The 16,414-nt window shown below is 73.8% G+C and carries 13 protein-coding genes; 6 read left to right on the forward strand and 7 right to left on the reverse strand.

Features of this window, described 5'->3' with window-relative positions:
• Positions 1–124 precede the first annotated feature (124 nt).
• The 3 genes from dnaG to J7W19_RS09990 all read right to left on the reverse strand — a co-directional run bounded on the left by dnaG (position 125) and on the right by J7W19_RS09990 (position 4,868).
• Positions 125–2,035, reverse strand: coding sequence for a DNA primase (gene dnaG, locus J7W19_RS09980; RefSeq protein ID WP_004945294.1), 1,911 nt, complete (start codon positions 2,033–2,035; stop codon positions 125–127).
• An 86-nt stretch (positions 2,036–2,121) separates the two neighbouring features.
• Entirely contained in the window at positions 2,122–3,384 is a 1,263-nt protein-coding gene (locus J7W19_RS09985; RefSeq protein WP_004945291.1) for an NAD(P)/FAD-dependent oxidoreductase, read from the reverse strand.
• A gap of 155 nt (positions 3,385–3,539) precedes the next feature.
• Positions 3,540–4,868 (reverse strand): deoxyguanosinetriphosphate triphosphohydrolase, encoded by a 1,329-nt coding sequence (locus tag J7W19_RS09990; protein ID WP_004945290.1) that lies wholly within the window; start codon positions 4,866–4,868, stop codon positions 3,540–3,542.
• 176 nt (positions 4,869–5,044) lie between these two features.
• Between J7W19_RS09990 and J7W19_RS09995 the strand changes: the two genes are divergently transcribed.
• On the forward strand, positions 5,045–5,728 hold the full coding sequence (locus tag J7W19_RS09995; RefSeq protein WP_004945287.1) for a SanA/YdcF family protein: 684 nt from the start codon (positions 5,045–5,047) through the stop codon (positions 5,726–5,728).
• A gap of 58 nt (positions 5,729–5,786) precedes the next feature.
• Here the strand turns inward: J7W19_RS09995 and J7W19_RS10000 are convergent, their stop codons facing one another.
• Entirely contained in the window at positions 5,787–6,734 is a 948-nt protein-coding gene (locus J7W19_RS10000) for a trypsin-like serine peptidase (RefSeq protein ID WP_063825794.1), read from the reverse strand.
• Between the two features lie 221 nt (positions 6,735–6,955).
• Complete coding sequence (locus J7W19_RS10005; protein WP_004945280.1) at positions 6,956–7,741, reverse strand: TSUP family transporter; 786 nt, start codon at positions 7,739–7,741, stop codon at positions 6,956–6,958.
• 162 nt (positions 7,742–7,903) lie between these two features.
• Here J7W19_RS10005 and J7W19_RS10010 point away from each other — a divergent pair, with 162 nt between their 5' ends.
• Positions 7,904–8,839 carry an oxidoreductase gene (locus J7W19_RS10010; RefSeq protein WP_004945278.1) on the forward strand — a complete coding sequence of 312 codons (936 nt, stop codon included), beginning with the start codon at positions 7,904–7,906 and terminating at the stop codon, positions 8,837–8,839.
• A 39-nt stretch (positions 8,840–8,878) separates the two neighbouring features.
• Complete coding sequence (locus J7W19_RS33450; protein ID WP_267939126.1) at positions 8,879–9,007, forward strand: hypothetical protein; 129 nt, start codon at positions 8,879–8,881, stop codon at positions 9,005–9,007.
• Positions 9,008–9,057: 50 nt separating this feature from the next.
• Here the strand turns inward: J7W19_RS33450 and J7W19_RS10015 are convergent, their stop codons facing one another.
• A complete protein-coding gene (locus tag J7W19_RS10015; RefSeq protein WP_233478085.1) occupies positions 9,058–9,633 on the reverse strand; it encodes a hypothetical protein in 576 nt (191 codons plus the stop codon).
• 234 nt (positions 9,634–9,867) lie between these two features.
• Here J7W19_RS10015 and J7W19_RS10020 point away from each other — a divergent pair, with 234 nt between their 5' ends.
• Entirely contained in the window at positions 9,868–11,736 is a 1,869-nt protein-coding gene (locus tag J7W19_RS10020) for an APC family permease (RefSeq protein ID WP_004945274.1), read from the forward strand.
• A 34-nt stretch (positions 11,737–11,770) separates the two neighbouring features.
• Here J7W19_RS10020 and J7W19_RS10025 read toward each other — a convergent pair whose 3' ends face one another.
• Complete coding sequence (locus J7W19_RS10025; RefSeq protein ID WP_004945271.1) at positions 11,771–13,789, reverse strand: glycosyltransferase family 2 protein; 2,019 nt, start codon at positions 13,787–13,789, stop codon at positions 11,771–11,773.
• 421 nt (positions 13,790–14,210) lie between these two features.
• Between J7W19_RS10025 and J7W19_RS10030 the strand changes: the two genes are divergently transcribed.
• Together J7W19_RS10030 and J7W19_RS10035 are read left to right on the forward strand one after the other, a co-directional pair.
• Positions 14,211–15,470, forward strand: a complete 1,260-nt coding sequence (locus J7W19_RS10030; protein WP_004945268.1) for an ABC transporter substrate-binding protein — start codon at positions 14,211–14,213, stop codon at positions 15,468–15,470.
• A complete protein-coding gene (locus tag J7W19_RS10035) occupies positions 15,471–16,412 on the forward strand; it encodes a carbohydrate ABC transporter permease (RefSeq protein ID WP_004945266.1) in 942 nt (313 codons plus the stop codon). It begins immediately after the preceding gene.
• Positions 16,413–16,414 lie beyond the last annotated feature (2 nt).

The following is a 16,414-nucleotide window of genomic DNA, read 5'->3' on the forward strand; positions in this document are numbered from 1 at the left end:
GGCTGAATATCAGCCCGTCCGGCGCTTGAGGACAACCGCGCGGAGCGCGGTTTCGGGGGTGCGGGGGCCGGCCCCCGCAAGAAACGGTGAAAGGGCGGGATCGGGGCACCAGCCGCCCGCAGGGCTAAAGCGCGGCAGCGCCCCGCTCCTGCAGCGCCTTCCCGTACTGCTGCAGCACCCACAACTCGTTCTGCACCGCAGCGAGATGATCCGGCGCCGACTGCGCGCCGAGCCGCACCAGACTCCCCTGCACCTCCTTCACCCGCCGCTCCACGGCCCGCAGCCGCACCTGGACCAGCTGCTGCCCGGCGTAGACCTCGTCCACCGTCTTGGCGTGGATCGCCTCGACGGCCAGCTCGGTGATCATGGAGCGGACGGTGTCGTCGGGGGCGGCGTCGCGGACGCGGGTGAGGTAGTCGGCGTCGGCCAGGGCGACGCCGCCGGCCTGCTCGATCGCGCGGCGGACGACGGCGTAGGGCGGGGCGGTGAACTCGTCCTCGCCGTAGGCGTCGAAGGCGGGGGCGACCAGCTCGGGCCGCTGGAGGGCGAGCTTGAGGAGCTCGCGCTCGGTGCGGTGGGCGGGGCTGCGCAGGTTGAGGGCGGGCCCGCGCGGGCCGGGGGGCGCGGCCGGTCCGGCCGGCTGGGCGGGGGCCGCCGCGCGGGGGGACGGCCGGCCCCGGCCGCCGTCGCCGCGCGACTCCCGCTCCCGCGCCCACCGCGCCAGCTGCCCCACCCGCATCACGACGAACTGCGTGTCGAGGATCCCCAGCAGCCCGGCCAGCCGCACGGCGTACTGGTGCCGGATGGAGCTGTCCTTGATGTGGGCGACGATCGGGGCGGCCTCCTCCAGGGCCGCCGCCTGGCCCTCGGGAGTGTCCACGTCGTGCCGGGCGACGACGGAGCGGAGGGCGAACTCGAAGAGGGGCGTGCTCTCCTCGATGAGCTGCCGGACCGCGTCGTCGCCCTTGTCGAGCCGGAGGTCGCAGGGGTCCATGCCGCCGGGCGAGACGGCGATGTTGGTGTGCGCGGCGAACTTCTGGTCGTCCTCGAAGGCGCGCAGGGCGGCCCGCTGCCCGGCCGCGTCCCCGTCGAAGGTGAAGATCACCTTGGCGCGGGAGTTGTCCATCAGCAGCCGGCGGAGGATCTTGACGTGCTCGCCGCCGAAGGCGGTGCCGCAGGTGGCGATGGCGGTGGTGACGCCGGCCAGGTGGCAGGCCATCACGTCGGTGTAGCCCTCGACGACGACCGCGCGGTTGCCCTTGGCGATGTCCTTCTTGGCGAGGTCGATGCCGTAGAGGACGTGGGACTTGCGGTAGATGGGCGTCTCGGGGGTGTTGAGGTACTTGGGGCCGTTGTCGTCGTCGCGGAGCTTGCGGGCGCCGAAGCCGACGACGTCGCCGGTGATGTCGCGGATGGGCCACATCAGCCGGCCGCGGAAGCGGTCGATGGGGCCGCGCCGGCCGTCCTGGGAGAGGCCGGAGAGGATCAGCTCCTTGTCGGTGAAGCCGCGGCCGCGCAGGAACCGGGTGAGGTGGTCCCAGCCGGCCGGGCTGTAGCCGACGCCGAAGTGCCGGGCCGCGGCCTGGTCGAAGCCGCGCCCGGCCAGGAAGGCCCGGCCGATCTCGGCCTCGGCGCCGTCGAGCTGCTCGGCGTAGAACTTCGCCGCGACCTTGTGCGCCTCGACCAGCCGGGTGCGCTCGCCCTGCTGGCGGCCGGGCGTGTAGCCGCCCTCCTCGTAGCGCAGGGTGATGCCGGCCTGGGCGGCGAGCCGCTCGATGGTCTCGGTGAACGACAGGTGGTCGACCTTCATCACGAAGTCGACCGTGTCCCCGCCCTCCTGGCAGCCGAAGCAGTGGTACAGCCCCTTGGACGGGCTGACGTGGAAGGACGGGGACTTCTCGTCGTGGAACGGGCAGAGGCCCTTGAGGTTGCCACCGCCCGCGTTGCGCAGCTGGAGGTATTCGGACACGACGGCGTCGATCGGGACGGCGTCCCGGACCGCCTTCACATCGTCATCGTTGATCCTGCCTGCCACGCGTGAAGTCTACTGGCGGCCGCCGACACGCCCGGCCCGCGGTCGGAAGACCGGGGAGATCTCCGGGTCGCCCCCGGGGGCAGCCCCTAGGGAACCAGCGAGTCCAGCGGCACCCCGGGGTCCGCCAGCGCCTCGGGGTCCGGGCGGGCGCCGGCCCGGATGAGCCGCTGGACGGACTCCGTGACGTCCCACACGTTGACGTTCATCCCCGCCAGCACCCGGCCCTCCCGCAGCCAGAAGGCGATGAACTCACGCTTGCCGACGTCCCCGCGGCACACCACCTGGTCGTAGGAACCGGGCGGCGCGTAGCCGGAGTACTCCATGCCGACGTCGTACTGGTCGGAGAAGAAGTAGGGGACCCGGTCGTAGACGACCTCCATGCCCAGCATGGACCGGGCCGCCGCCGGGCCGCTGTGCAGGGCGTTGGCCCAGTGCTCGACGCGCAGCCGGCCGGTCCCGTCCGGGCGGCCGATCGCGGCGACGTCGCCCGCGGCGAAGATCTCCGGGTCGGAGGTGCGCAGCGAGGCGTCGACGGCGATACCGCCACCGTCCGCGCGGTCGACGAGGGCGAGCCCGGCGGTCTCGGCGAGGGCGGTGCGCGGGGCCGCGCCGATGGCGGCGAGGACGCTGTGCGCGGGGTGCTCCTCGCCGTCGTCGGTGCGCACGGCGAGCACCATGCCGTCCTGTCCGGTGATCTCGGTGAGGCGGGCGCCGAAGTGGAAGCGGACGCCGTGCTCGGCGTGCAGGTCGGTGAAGACCTGCCCGAGCTCGGGTCCGAGGACCCGGTGCAGCGGGGTGGGCTCGGGCTCGACGACGGTCACCTCGGCGCCGTAGCCGCGGGCGGCGGCGGCCACCTCCAGGCCGATCCAGCCGGCGCCGGCGATGACCAGGTGGCCGTTGTCCCGGCCGAGGGAGGCGAGGACGGCGCGCAGCCGCTCGGCGTGGGCGAGGCGGCGCAGGTGGTGGACGCCGGCGAGGCCGGTGCCGGGGATGTCGAGGCGGCGCGGTTCGGCGCCGGTGGCGAGCAGCAGCCGGTCGTAGTGGACGCGGGTGCCGTCGCCCAGCCGGACCGTGCGGGCGGCGCGGTCGAGGTGGACGGCGGGCAGGCCGAGGTGGAGCTCGACGTCGGCGCGGGCGTACCAGGCGGGTTCGTGGACGAAGACGCTGTCCCGCTCGTCCTTCCCGATCAGGTACCCCTTGGAGAGCGGCGGGCGCTCGTAGGGGTGGTCGCGTTCGTCGCCGATGAGGATCACCCGCCCGGTGAATCCCTCCGCGCGGAGGGTCTCGGCCGCCTTCGCGCCGGCGAGCCCCCCTCCGACGATGACGAACGTCTGGTTCGCGTCCACCACTTGCTGCCTCCTCGCTCGATGAGCCACCAATTCGAGTCCCCGGTGCGTGCGCCGGAACGGCCAGTGCGAGCGTCCCGCACGCGGCGGGCCGCCGGAAGAGGGCCGCGCCGGGGACCGTCCGCGGCCCGGGCCCTCCGCTCCCTCGGGTCCGGGGTTCAGCCGGCGGACGGCGGGCGGCCTCCGGTGAGCCGGGCGTGCAGGGTGCGCGCCGAGGCGTCGGTGAGGGCGGCGATCTGGTCGACGACGGCGCGCAGCCGGCCCGCGTCGTCGGCCGCGGCCGTGTACAGGGAGCGGAACTGCGGGTCGAGGCCGTCGGGCGCGCGGGAGACCAGCGCCTCGGCCAGTTCGGCGATCACGATGCGCTGGTCGGCGCGGAGCTTCTCCTGGTCCTCGCGCTGGATGACGTACCGGTCGGCGACGGCCTTGAGGACGGCGCACTCCAGCCGGGTGCCGTGCGGGACGACGAGGCCGGCGCGGTGCCGGGTGAGCCGGCCGGGACCCCACGCCTCCCGGGTGGCGGTCTCGGCGGCGAGGCAGAACCGGCCGATGAGCTGGCTGGTGGCGTCCTTCAGCCGGGCCTGGGCGACGGCCGAGCCGTCGTAGCCGTGCGGCCACCACTCCTGGTCGAGCAGCCGGTCCAGGGCCTCGGCCAGCTCCTCGGGGTCCGCGCCGGGGGCGTAGCGGCGGGCGGCGACGGCGAAGATCTCGCGCCGCTCGGGCTCGGCGGCGAGGACGTTGGGGTCGAGGTGGCCGGCGTGCAGCCCGTCCTCGACGTCGTGGACGGAGTACGCGACGTCGTCGGCCCAGTCCATGACCTGGGCCTCGAAGCTCCTGCGGTGCGGGGGCGCGCCCTGCCGCAGCCAGTGGAAGACCGGCAGGTCGTCGGGGTAGACGCCGAACTTGGCGGAGGCCGGGTCGGTGGGGTGGCCGCCGCGCGGCCAGGGGTACTTGGTGGCGGCGTCGAGCGCGGCGCGGGTGAGGTTGAGGCCGACGCTGGCCGGTTCGCCGGTCCGGGGGTCGGTGGTGAAGCGCTTGGGCTCCAGCCGGGTCAGCAGCCGCAGGGACTGGGCGTTGCCCTCGAAACCGCCGCAGGGACCGGCGACTTCGTCGAGCGCCCGTTCCCCGTTGTGCCCGAACGGCGGGTGGCCGAGGTCGTGCGCGAGGCAGGCGGTCTCGACGAGGTCGGGGTCGCAGCCGAGGGCGGCGCCGAGCTCCCGGCCGACCTGGGCGCACTCCAGGGAGTGGGTGAGCCGGGTGCGCGGGCTGGCGTCCCACACCTGCCCGCTCACACCGGGGGTGACGACCTGTGTCTTCCCGGCGAGCCGGCGCAGCGCGGCGGAGTGCAGGACGCGGGCGCGGTCGCGCTGGAAGGCGGTGCGGCCCGGCCGCTTGTCGGGCTCGGGGGCCCAGCGCTCCAGGTCCGGGGCGTCGTAGCCGTCGAGGGCGGGCGCTTCCCCGCGGGCGGTTGCTGCTGAGCCGTTCATACCCCCGACGGTAGTCCCCGGGTCTGACAAGGGCATGGGGCCCCTCGGCCCGTTCCCGTCCCCGTCCCCGTCCCCCGTCCCCGTCCACCCGTACCCCGTCCGGTCCGCGCGGGCGTGGAACCGCGCCGCCCCGCACGGCGTTCTTTCCGTCCGGAGAGGGGGAGGCGAACGTGAGTGTGAAAAAGTGGGCGCGCCGATGGCTGCCCGCCACCCGCAAGGGCAGGCGCCGGGCCGTCCAGGCGGTGATGGCGGCCTGTGTGCTGGGCCTGCTGCCCGTCACCTGGGTGCACGCCGCCGCGGACGCGCGGCTGCGGCGGGTCGAGGACGTGCCGCCGGCGCCGGTGGCCGTCGTCTTCGGCGCGGGCCTGTGGCAGGGCAAGCCGTCCCCCTACCTGGCGCACCGGCTCGACACCGCGATCGACCTCTACCGCGCGGGCAAGGTCCGCGTCCTCCTGGTCACCGGCGACAACGGCCGCCAGCAGTACAACGAGCCGGACGCCATGCGCGCCTACCTCCACGAGCACGGCGTCCCCGACGACCGCGTGGTCGCCGACTACGCCGGCTTCGACACCTGGGACTCCTGCACCCGCGCCCGCCGCGTCTTCGGGGTGCGCAAGGCGGTGCTGGTCACCCAGGACTTCCACATCCGGCGGGCGGTGGCGCTGTGCGACGCGGCCGGGATCGACGTGTACGGGGTGGGCGTGGAGGCGAAGCGCGACCGCACCTGGTACGCGGCCGGGGCCCGGGAGATCCTGGCGGCCGGGAAGGCGGCCGTGAACGCGGCGGTGCGGCCGGGGCCGAGGTTCCTGGGCCCGCGCGAGCCGGGGGTGGACCGGGCACTGGAGGCGGCGGGGCGGTGATCCTCGGGGCGGGGCCCTCGCCGTCACCGGACTCGCGGCCACCCGCCGGCTTCCTCGGCTACCGCTTGGGTTCCCGGCCGTTTATGGCGTCGACGTACAGCCGGAAGATCTCGTCGTCGTTCAGGGGGCTGTACGACACCTGGGACGAGCGGTCGCCGTCCGGGCCGCCGCCGTTGAGCCCGCCCAGGACGCCGACCAGGTCGCCGGTCCGCGTCCGCTCGTTGAAGTGGACCAGCCAGGGGCTGCCGGAGGTGCCGGAGAAGAAGCCGTCGCACCGCATCTTCAGCTGGTTGTGGTTCTCCAGCTTGTTCGTCAGGGCGGTGCAGCGGATGGCCTCGTCGGCGGGGTCGTCGTCCGCGCTGGGATAGCCGATGACGGTCACCCGGTTGACGTAGCCGGGGGTGCGGGCCAGCCGGTTGGCGCCGGTGACCTGCTCGATCTGACGGCCCTTCGCGTCGGGCCGGACGGTGGCGAAGGCGAAGTCGAGGTCGGAGCCCTCACCGGTGTCGGTGCGTCTGGGATCGGTGAAGGTGCGGTCCACCGCCCACACGCCGTACGGCTGCTCCTTGGCGCCCGCCTGATAGTCCGGCACGAACGCGGCGTCCTCGCCGATCGAGCAGTGCCCGGCGGTGACCAGCAGGTTCCCCTTGGGGCTGTGGACGACGCTGGCCGTGCAGTGATGGCTCTTCATGTCGTCGCCGGTGTAGAAGAGGACGCCCACCGAGGGCACTCCGCCGAAGTGCCGCGCGCTGCCCGTGATGCGCTGCGCCTCGCTCCGGGCGTCGGCGTCCGCCGCGTCGTCGGACGCCGTCCCGGCGGACGGCCCGGCCGCGGACGCGGTGGGGTCGGGGCCCCAGAACCGCCGCGCCTGCTCGCTGGTCCAGCTGCGGTCCTTCCCGTGGCCGCCGGCCTGCGGGACGGCCGCCGCCAGCACGACGACATAGAGTCCCGCCAGCGTGGCCCGGCCCCATCGGGCCCGGCTCCACCGGGGAAAACGCACAGGCACCCCCACCACGTTCGGAAGGTCGTTCACAGGCTAACGGCACCATCCGGCGCGGACGGCCGCCGGACGGTTTTCCGTACCGTCGGACGACCGACGATCCGGTGTATGACCAGCGTACGAATGATCGTCAACCATCCACCACATCCGGTACGGGAAGTCTCGTCCCGCCCGCCCCGATCACACGAACGGCGTCCGCCCGGCACGGCCCATCGGTCGTACCCGGCCTACGCGGCCCACTGGTCGTAACCGAGCTTGCCGAGCAGCGCCAGCACCACGACGACCAGGACCACGCGCACGAACCCGCTCCCCCGCTTCAGCGCCATCCGGGCGCCCAGCGTCCCGCCCGCCAGGTTGAACACGGCCATCGGCAGCGCCACCGACCACAGCACCGCGCCCTGGAGCGAGAAGGTGACCAGGGCGCCGATGTTGGTGCAGACGTTGACGATTTTGGCGGTGCCGGAGGCGGCCACCAGGTCCATGTGGAGGATCCCGGCCAGCGCCAGGACGAGGAAGGTGCCGGTGCCGGGGCCGATCAGGCCGTCGTAGAAGCCGATGCCCAGACCGGCGACGAGGATCGCCGTCCACACCCGCCGCCGGCTCACCGGCCCGCCGGCCGCCGCGACGGCGCCGAAGCCCGGCCGCAGCAGGACGAAGGCCAGGACCATGACCAGGATCACCATGATCAGCGGCCGGAGCAGCGCACTGTCGATGCCGGAGGCGAACACCGCCCCGGCCAGCGACCCGCCGAGCGCGGCGAGTCCGGTGCGGAAGGCGGTGCGCAGGTCGAGGGGGGCGCGGCGGGCGTACGAGACCGCGGCCGCGGCGGTGCCCCAGATGGCGACGGCCTTGTTGGTGCCGAGCACGTGCGCGGGCGCGGCGTACGGGAGGCCGACCAGCAGGGCGGGGAGCTGGAGCAGGCCGCCCCCGCCCACGACGGCGTCGATCCAGCCGGCGGTGGCCGCGGCGAGGCAGAGCAGCAGCAGGGTGGTCAGGGATATGTCGGGGGTCACCACGGGATCGTACGGGCGGTGGACGCGCCAACTCCGCTCCCCGGGCGGGCTCCTGTCCCGGTACCGGCCGTGCGCGGGCCGTTGTCGGTGCCGTCCCCTACGCTGAGTGCGGCAAGTGGCGGTCATCCCTGATGTGCCTGGTGAGGCAGGGCGGAGGAGCAGATGACGAACGGCTGGACGCCGGACGACATGCCCGACCAGAAGGGCCGGACGGCCGTGGTGACCGGCGCCAACAGCGGCATCGGATTCGTCACCTCGCGCGAGCTGGCCCGGCGCGGCGCACGCGTGGTGCTGGCCTGCCGGGACGAGACGCGCGGCAGAGCCGCCGAGGACCTGCTGCGGCAGCAGGTGCCCGGCGCGGACGTCCGGCTGGCCCGGCTCGACCTCGCCGACCTGGCGTCGGTGCGCTCCTTCGCCGCGGAGCTGCCCGAGGAGCGGCTCGACCTGCTGATCGACAACGCCGGGGTGATGGCCCTGCCGCAGCGGCGCACGGTCGACGGCTTCGAGATGCAGTTCGGCACCAACCACCTGGGCCACTTCGCGCTGACCGGGCTGCTGCTGCCGCGGCTGCGGAACGCCGGGTACGGGGCCCGGGTGGTCGTCGTCTCCAGCTTCATGCACGTCATGGGCACGGTCGACCCGCGCGACCCACAGCTCGACCGGGGCTACCGCCGGTGGACCGCCTACGCCCGCTCCAAGAGCGCCAACCTCCTCTTCGTCCACGAACTCGCCCGCCGCCTCGCCGCCGACGGCTCCCCGGTCGTCGCCGCGGCGGCCCACCCCGGCTTCGCGGCGACCGGGCTCCAGACGGCCGCGGTGCGGATGGAGGGGCGGCAGCGCGCCGAGCGCATCGTGGCCGGCGCCACCCGGCTGGTCGCGCAGAGCGCGGAGCACGGTGCTCTGCCGACGCTGTACGCCGCGACGGCGGAGGGGATCCGGCAGGACGACTTCATCGGTCCCGGCGGCCCGCTGATGCGGGGTGCGCCCGCACGGTCGCCGCGCGCCCCCTGGACGCGGGACGCCGTGGCGTCGGCGGGGTTGTGGCGGTTGTCGGAGCGGCTGACGGGGGTGCGGTACGGGGGGCCGGCGGGGGTGTGATGCCCCGGGTTCCCCACCGGAGCGAAGGGCAACCTCCATGTGGACGTCTCCGAGCAGCCGGCCGGCCGCTACTGGACCTTCCAGTGGCTGGAGACCGCGGCCTGCACGGTGTCGGCCGGGCTGTCGGCCGCCCTGGGCTTCCGGCGGATCCGCGCCCGGCTCGCCTGACGCGGGCCTTTCCCCGGCGGGCTCCGCCGCGCGACGGGAGCGGGGCGCCCTCACTCCAACCCCGACGCCCGAAGCACCCCCCGCGCTCCCTCCCCGTCGATCCGGCTCGCCAGAGCCGCGAGCACCGGTGCGCCCTCCCGCAGCAGTCCCCGTTCCGACGCCCGTCGGGCACCGCGCTCCACCTGGTGCCAGAGCAGCGGGTTCGTCCACAGCACCCGCGGGTCGAGCTCCACCCGCCCCCCGCCCACGTCCTGGAGGACGAGCCGGGGCGCCATCCCGTCCAACTGCCGTACGCGGGTGAGCAGATCCGTCCGGACCCGCCGCTCGCGGAGGAGGCCGCGGGAGGCCAGCCAGCCGTCGCCGGCGGTGACGCGGGGTGGCCGCAGGACGGCCACCAGGGCCGTGCCGAGCGCGGCCCAGCAGCAGGCCCGTACCGCGTCGAGTTCGCCGCGCAGCAGGTCGACGAGGGTGAGGAGGCCGCCGAGCGCCATCCCCCAGCACCACGCCTCGCGGGCCTCGCGCCGCCAGCCGCGGTCCCGGGCGAGTACCCCGCCGGTGGCCGTGGCGGCGGGGCGCCCGGAGCGGGGTCCGTGTCTGCGCGTCCTTACGGTCGGTCGCCGTCCCATGGCGTGAGGTTAGGGCCGTCCGCGCGCCGATCCCGCGCCCATTGACGCCAAGCTGACGGAAACGTGTCCGAACCTGACGGCCTCCTGACGTCCTCTTGACAGAGGGGCGGTCAACATCCGTTAAAGAACCGCCAAGATGGCCACGGAAGGCGCCAAGAGACCGCCAAGGATCAGTGTCTTTCGGTCGCCTCCACCGCAGGCTGAGCCTCCCACGTCACGGAGGTACGAAGAGAGATGTCCACGCCGGCCCACACGGAAGAACGGCTCGACGGGACCGGCGAGGAACCGCCGGATACGAAGGCCGGGCACGAGGGCCTTCGGGAGGAACAGCACCGGCTCACCGCCCTCCAGGGCCTGGCCGCGCTGTCGCTCGACGCGATGGCCTCCGTCGCGTACGGCCCCGAGTCGATCGTCCTGGTGCTGGCCGCGGCCGGCGCCCACGGCCTGGGCTGCACCCTGCCCGTCACCCTCGCCATCGCGGCCCTGCTCGCCGTGCTCGTCGCCTCCTACCGGCAGGTCATCGCCGCCTTCCCGGACGGCGGCGGCTCGTACGCGGTGGCCAAGCGCCACCTCGGCCGCCGCACCTCCCTCGTCACGGCCGCCTCACTGGTCCTGGACTACGTGCTGAACGTGGCGGTCTCCGTCACCGCCGGCGTCGCCGCCCTCACCTCCGCCTTCCCCGGCCTCCACCCCCACCGGCTGTGGATCTGCCTGGGCGTCCTGGCGCTGGTCACGGGGGTGAACCTGCGGGGCATCGCGGAGTCGGCGAAGGCGTTCATCATCCCGACCGCCGTCTTCGTCGGCTCGATCCTCACCATGATCGTCGTCGGGCTGTTCCGGGACGCGCCCGCGAGCACCGAGGCCGCCGCCGGGCACGCGTCCGCGCTGGGCTCCGACGCGACCACGGTCGGCGCCCTGCTGCTGCTCAAGGCGTTCGCCGCCGGCTGCTCCGCCCTCACCGGCGTCGAGGCCGTGGCCAACGCCGTGCCCTCCTTCCGCGCCCCGCGCGCCCGCCGCGCCCAGCGCACGGAGGTGGCACTCGGCGCGCTCCTGGGCGCGATGCTGATCGGCCTGTCGGTCCTCATCGGGCGTTTCCACCTCCAGCCGGTGGAGGGCGTCACCGTGCTCGCCCAGCTGGCGGACGCCTCGCTCGGCCACAACTGGGCCTTCTACGTCGTGCAGTTCGCCACCGTCGTCCTGCTGGCGCTGGCCGCCAACACCTCCTTCGGCGGGCTGCCCGTCCTGATGAGCCTCCTCGCCCGGGACAACTACCTGCCCCACGTCTTCTCCCTCAAGGCCGACCGCCAGGTGCACCGGCACGGCGTCCTCGCGCTGGCCGCCGTCTCGGCGCTGCTGCTGGTCTTCTCCGGCGGCGACGTCAACACGCTGGTGCCGCTGTTCGCGATCGGCGTGTTCGTCGGCTTCACCGTCTGCCAGGTGGGGATGGTCCGGCACTGGCGGCTGGAACGGTCGTCCGGGTGGCGCGGCAAGGCCCTGCTGAACGGTTTCGGCGCGCTGCTCACCGGGGTGTCGGCGGTCGTCGTCACGGCGACGAAGTTCTCGGAGGGCGCCTGGCTCATCGTCCTGGCCCTCCCCCTGATGGTGCTGGTCTTCGAGGCCGTCCACCGCGCGTACACCCGGATCGGCGACGGGCTGGCGCTGGGCCGGGTGCCGGAGCCGCCCCGCCGCTGCCACTCCGTCGTCGTCGTGCCCGTCTCGTCCCTCTCGCGCCTCACCAGCAAGGCGCTGACCGCCGCCGTTTCTCTCGGCGACGAGGTCGTCGCCGTGACCGTCGCTCCGCCCGACGCGGAGGGGCGGCGTGCCGTCGAATCGCTGCGGCGCGACTGGGATCTGTGGAGGCCGGGCGTCGAGCTGGTCGAACTCCCCGCCCCGGACCGGGCGCTGGGGCGCCCTATCGTCGACTACGTTCAGGAGGTCGCCGACCGCCACCCCGACAACCGGGTCATCGTCCTCATCCCGGAGGTGGAACCGGCCCGGCTGTGGCAGCGGTTGCTGCAGAACCAGCGGGGGGCGGTGGTCGCGCACGCGGTGCGGCGGGATACGGACGCGGTGATCTGCCGGCTGCGGTTCCGGGTGGGCTGAGGCCGCCTGCGGCCGGGGCACAACCCCCGAGCGGCTACCGCCGCTTCAACCGTCCCCGCACCCCCTTCAAAAGCTCCACTCTCCCCACCCGCACCACCAACACATCCCGCCCCTCGACCACCTTCGCGTACCACGGCAACCCGAACCGCTGCCACCGCGCCGCGGCAAGCCGCCCCGGCGGGACCGGAACGGCCCACTCCCCGGCCCCGGCCGAAAGCCGCAGCTCGAAGCGCCACTCCCCCGGCGAGGCCGCGCAGTCGTACCGCACGGAGAAAGCGCCGTCCGAGCCCGGCGCGACGGGCACCGAGCGCACGGCGCCGGTCGACACCTCGGTGGCACGCAGCGTCAACGCCCCGGCCGGCCAGCCGGAAAGGGTGCAGCGGCCGGTCACGGCGAGGTCGGCCGAGCCCTCCTCGGCCCAGGACGCGCGGTCCACGGACAGGTGCGGCAGGACGCGGTGCCGCGTCTCCCCCACGTCGAGCGACAGGTTCCCGTACGGCTTGGTGGTGAAGAGGGCCGCCGCCGTGCCCTCTCCCGTCACCACCGTCACCGTCTCGGAGGTGACCGTCTCCGCGCGCCGGCTGCCGAGGCGCGCTTCCTTCCTGACGCCCTGGGCGTCCACCGCCAGGGTGAAGTCCCACAGGCCGGGGCCGAGCGGCGCCCCGCCGGCCGCCGTGGCGAGGTCCACGGTCACGTCGAAGCCCGCGTCCGGGTGGCGGAACTGCCCGCCGTCCTCGTCCGCGCCCAGGTCCGGCGTGGGAACGTGCCGCACGGGGAGGCGGTGCTCGACGGCGCTGCCGCGCTTGCGCACGAGCAGTTCGGCGGTGACCTCGCCGGCTATTCGGTGCACGTACGCGTGCCCGGCCAGCCGCAGCGTGCCGCCCTCGAACTCCGCGGTCTCCAGGAAGTGGCGGACGCGCAGTTCGGAGGTGATGTCGTAGCAGTCGTCGGGGATGTTGAGCGTGGAGTCGCGGAAGTAGGGGTACTCCGCGTACGCGCGGCCGTCCTCGGTGCGGATGTCGGGGCCCTGGGCGGCGGTGGCGGCGAGCGTGGTGATGCCGTAGCTGGCGGCGCCCCGGTCCAGCTCCCAGCGGACGACGGTGAGGAGCTCGTCGAGCAGCCCCTCACGGATGAGGTGGCAGCGCAGCCGGACCATGGCGGGCAGCCGGGCGGCCAGTCCCTCGTGGTAGTACGGCTCGATCAGCTCGCCGAGTTCCTTGAGGAGCGCGTCCTGTGTGTCGCGATAGGGCTCGCGGCAGAGCTGGAGGACGGCGTCGCGCAGCTCGACGGCGAAGTGACGGTGCATCAGGACGTCGCGCCGCTCGCCCGGTTCGGTGTGCTGTGCGACCAGCTCCGTCATCATCCGGAACAGGTCCATACGCATCCGGGTGCCGTGCGGCTGCGCGGTGATGTTGTTGCCGTCCTCGCGGGCCACCCAGTACAGGCAGTCGTAGTCGGCGACGACGGAGATCGCCGCGGCCTCCAGGTACGCGGTCGCGGTGAACGGCTGGTCCTCGCCGATCGACAGGCCGGTCTCGAAGCGCAGGCCGAGCCGGTCGATCAGCTCGCGCCGGAACAGCTTCATCGGGTTGAGCGTCCAGTAGACGCGGGACGAGAACACGTCGGTCTTCGGCTGGTTCCGGCCGAACATGGAGGTGGGCGCGCGGCGGCCGCCCTCGCCGACGATCCGGCCGAGGACGACGTCGGAGCCGTTCTTGTCGGCGGCGGCGACCATGCGTTCCAGGGCCTCAGGACCGAGGTGGTCGTCGGCGTCCAGGAAGAAGACGTGGCGGCCGGTGGCCCGGTCCAGGCCGAGGTTGCGCGGGCCGGCGGGGCCGCCGGAGTTCGGCTGGTGGATCACGCGCATGCAGGGCGCGCCGTCCGCGAGCCGGTCCAGCTCGGCGGCGGTGCCGTCGGTGGAACCGTCGTCGACGACGATCAGCTCGATCCGGTCGGCCCCCAGGGTCTGGTCGAGCACGGACGTGACACTGCGGGTCACGTACGGCATGGCGTTGTACGCGGCGATGATGACCGTGACGTCCGGGCCGGGCATGGGTGCGCGCTCCGTTCCTGCGGTCGGGGCGTGGCTCCCGGCCGGGTGGGCTGGTCGGTGCCGGCCGGGTCCCCGGCACGGGCCGTTTCAGGGTATACGAGGGTGATATCTCGAATAAGTGTCCGAAAATCGACCGCTCCCGGTGCGGGACCGGGCCGCTCCCGGTGGCCGGAACGATCGACATGCCGGTGCAACACCCCTGTCGTGATCGCACCGCATCGTTGATCGTTGACTTGTCGGGCCGCCACCCGGCCCGGCCACGGAACGGCCATCACACCGGCCGTACCACCCACCCCACCGGCCGCACCACCGCCGCGGAGCCGCACCACCGCACCGTCGCAGCGCGGGAACGCCGCAACGCCACAACTCCGCAACACCGCAACACCGCAGTACAGCCGACGCACCCAAGGGGGACAGCACCATGCCGATCACCCGCAGAAGACTCCTCGCCGCCGGCGGCGGCCTCGCGCTCGCCGGCGCGACCGCCGCCGCGTGCGGCTCCAACACCGGTCGCGGAGGCGGCGGTTCCGGCGGTGGCCTGTCGCACTGGTACCACCAGTACGGGGAGGCCGGCACCGAGCAGGCGGTCCGGCGCTACGCCGCCGCGTACAAGAAGACCCGGGTCTCCGTCCAGTGGCGGCCGGGCAACTACGACCAGCAGACCGCCGCCGCCCTGCTCTCCGGCTCCGGCCCGGACGTGTTCGAGGTCAACGGCCCGACCCTCGACCAGATCCTCGGCGGTCAGGTCGTCGACCTCACCGACCTGGTCAAGGACGTCAAGGACGACTTCCAGCAGTCCGTCCTGGCACCCAAGACGCACGGCGGCCGGATCTGGGGCATCCCGCAGACCGTCGACGCCCAGTTCCTCTACTACCGCAAGAGCCTGCTCGACAAGGCGGGCGTCCGGCCGCCGCGCTCCTTGGACGAGCTGGTGGACGCCGCCCGGCGGCTCACCGACCGGCGGATCAAGGGCCTCTTCCTCGGCAACGACGGCGGCGCGGGCGTCCTCGGCGCGACCCCGCTGTACGCCGCCGGCCTCTCCCCCGTCACCGCCGACGGCAAGGTCGGTTTCGACGACCCGGCCGCCGCCCGCGCCCTCGCCAAGATCCGCCGGCTGTACGAGGACAAGTCGCTGCTGCTGGGCGCCCCCGCCGACTGGTCCGACCCGTCCGCCTTCGTCCAGGGCCTCACGGCCATGCAGTGGTCCGGACTCTGGGCACTGCCGCAGATCACCAAGGCGCTCGGCGACGACGTGGGGGTGCTGCCGTTCCCCGCCGACGGCCCGGCGGGCAAGCCGGCCGTGCCGGTCGGGGCGTACGCGGCGGCGGTCAGCGCGCGGAGCGACAGGAAGGAGGAGGCCAAGGAGTACGTCCGCTGGCTGTGGGTCGAACAGACCCGCTACCAGGAGGACTTCGCCCTCTCCTACGGCCTGCACCTGCCGGCCCGGATCTCCCTCGCCCGCAAGGCGGACCGGCTGCGGCGGGGGCCCGCCGCGGAGGCGTCCCGGTACGCGGCCGAACACGGCCACGCCGACCCTCTGCTGTGGACGGTCGCGAGCAAGGTCGCCTACCAGGACGCGCTGAGCCGGATCATCAAGGACGGCGCCGACCCGGAGGGGCAGCTCAAGGCGGTGGTGCGGACGACGGAGGCCGAACTCGCCCGCGTCCGGAAGAGGTCCTGAATGCCGCCGGCCGTCCTCCGGTCGCCCAAGCCGAAGGCCACCCGCCGGCAGCGGAACCGTACCCTCTGGTTCTGGGTCTTCGTCGGCCCCTTCGCCGTCGGTCTGGCGCTGTTCACCTACGTCCCGCTCGGCTGGAGCGTCGTCCTCAGCTTCTTCGACGCGCACAACACGGTCACGCCCCGCGACTTCGCCGGCCTCGGCAACTACCGCCGGATCCTGTCCGACCCGGAGTTCCGCTCCTCGCTGACCACCTTCGCGGTCTTCTCCGCGATCATCGTCCCGGCCACCTTCGCGCTCTCCCTCGCCCTGGCGCTGGCGGTCAACCGGCTGCGGTGGGCCCAGGCGTTCTTCCGCTCGGTCTTCTTCCTGCCGACCGCCTGCTCATACGTGGTGGCCGCCCTCGTCTGGAAGATGTCGATCTTCAACGGGGTGCGCTTCGGGCTGGCCAACACCGTCCTCGGCTGGTTCGGCGCCGAGCCCGTCGCCTGGCTGGCGACCACCCATCCGCCCTGGTACTGGCTGGTCATCGGCACGGTACGGCTCTGGCTCCAGACCGGCTTCTACATGATCCTGTTCCTGGCCGGGCTGCAGCGCATCCCCGTCCGGCTGTACGAGGCGGCGGCGCTCGACGGGGCCCGCCCCGGCTGGCAGACGTTCCGGTACATCACGTTCCCCGCGCTGCGCGCCACCTCGGTGGCGGTGGCGCTGCTGCTCGTCATCAACGCCTTCCAGGCGTTCGACGAGTTCTTCAACCTGCTGTCGGACGCGCGCGGCTACCCGCCGTACGCCCGGCCGCCGTTGGTCTACCTGTACTACACCGCGCTCGGCCAGGGCCAGGACCTGGGTCTGGGCAGCGCGGGGGCCGTCGTGCTGGCGCTGGTGATCGCGGTGGTGACGGTCGTCCAGGCGCGCTGGTCCGGCCTCGGCCGGAAGGAGGAGTGACA

This window comes from Streptomyces mobaraensis NBRC 13819 = DSM 40847, from assembly GCF_017916255.1.
GTDB classification, from domain to species: Bacteria; Actinomycetota; Actinomycetes; order Streptomycetales; family Streptomycetaceae; genus Streptomyces; species Streptomyces mobaraensis.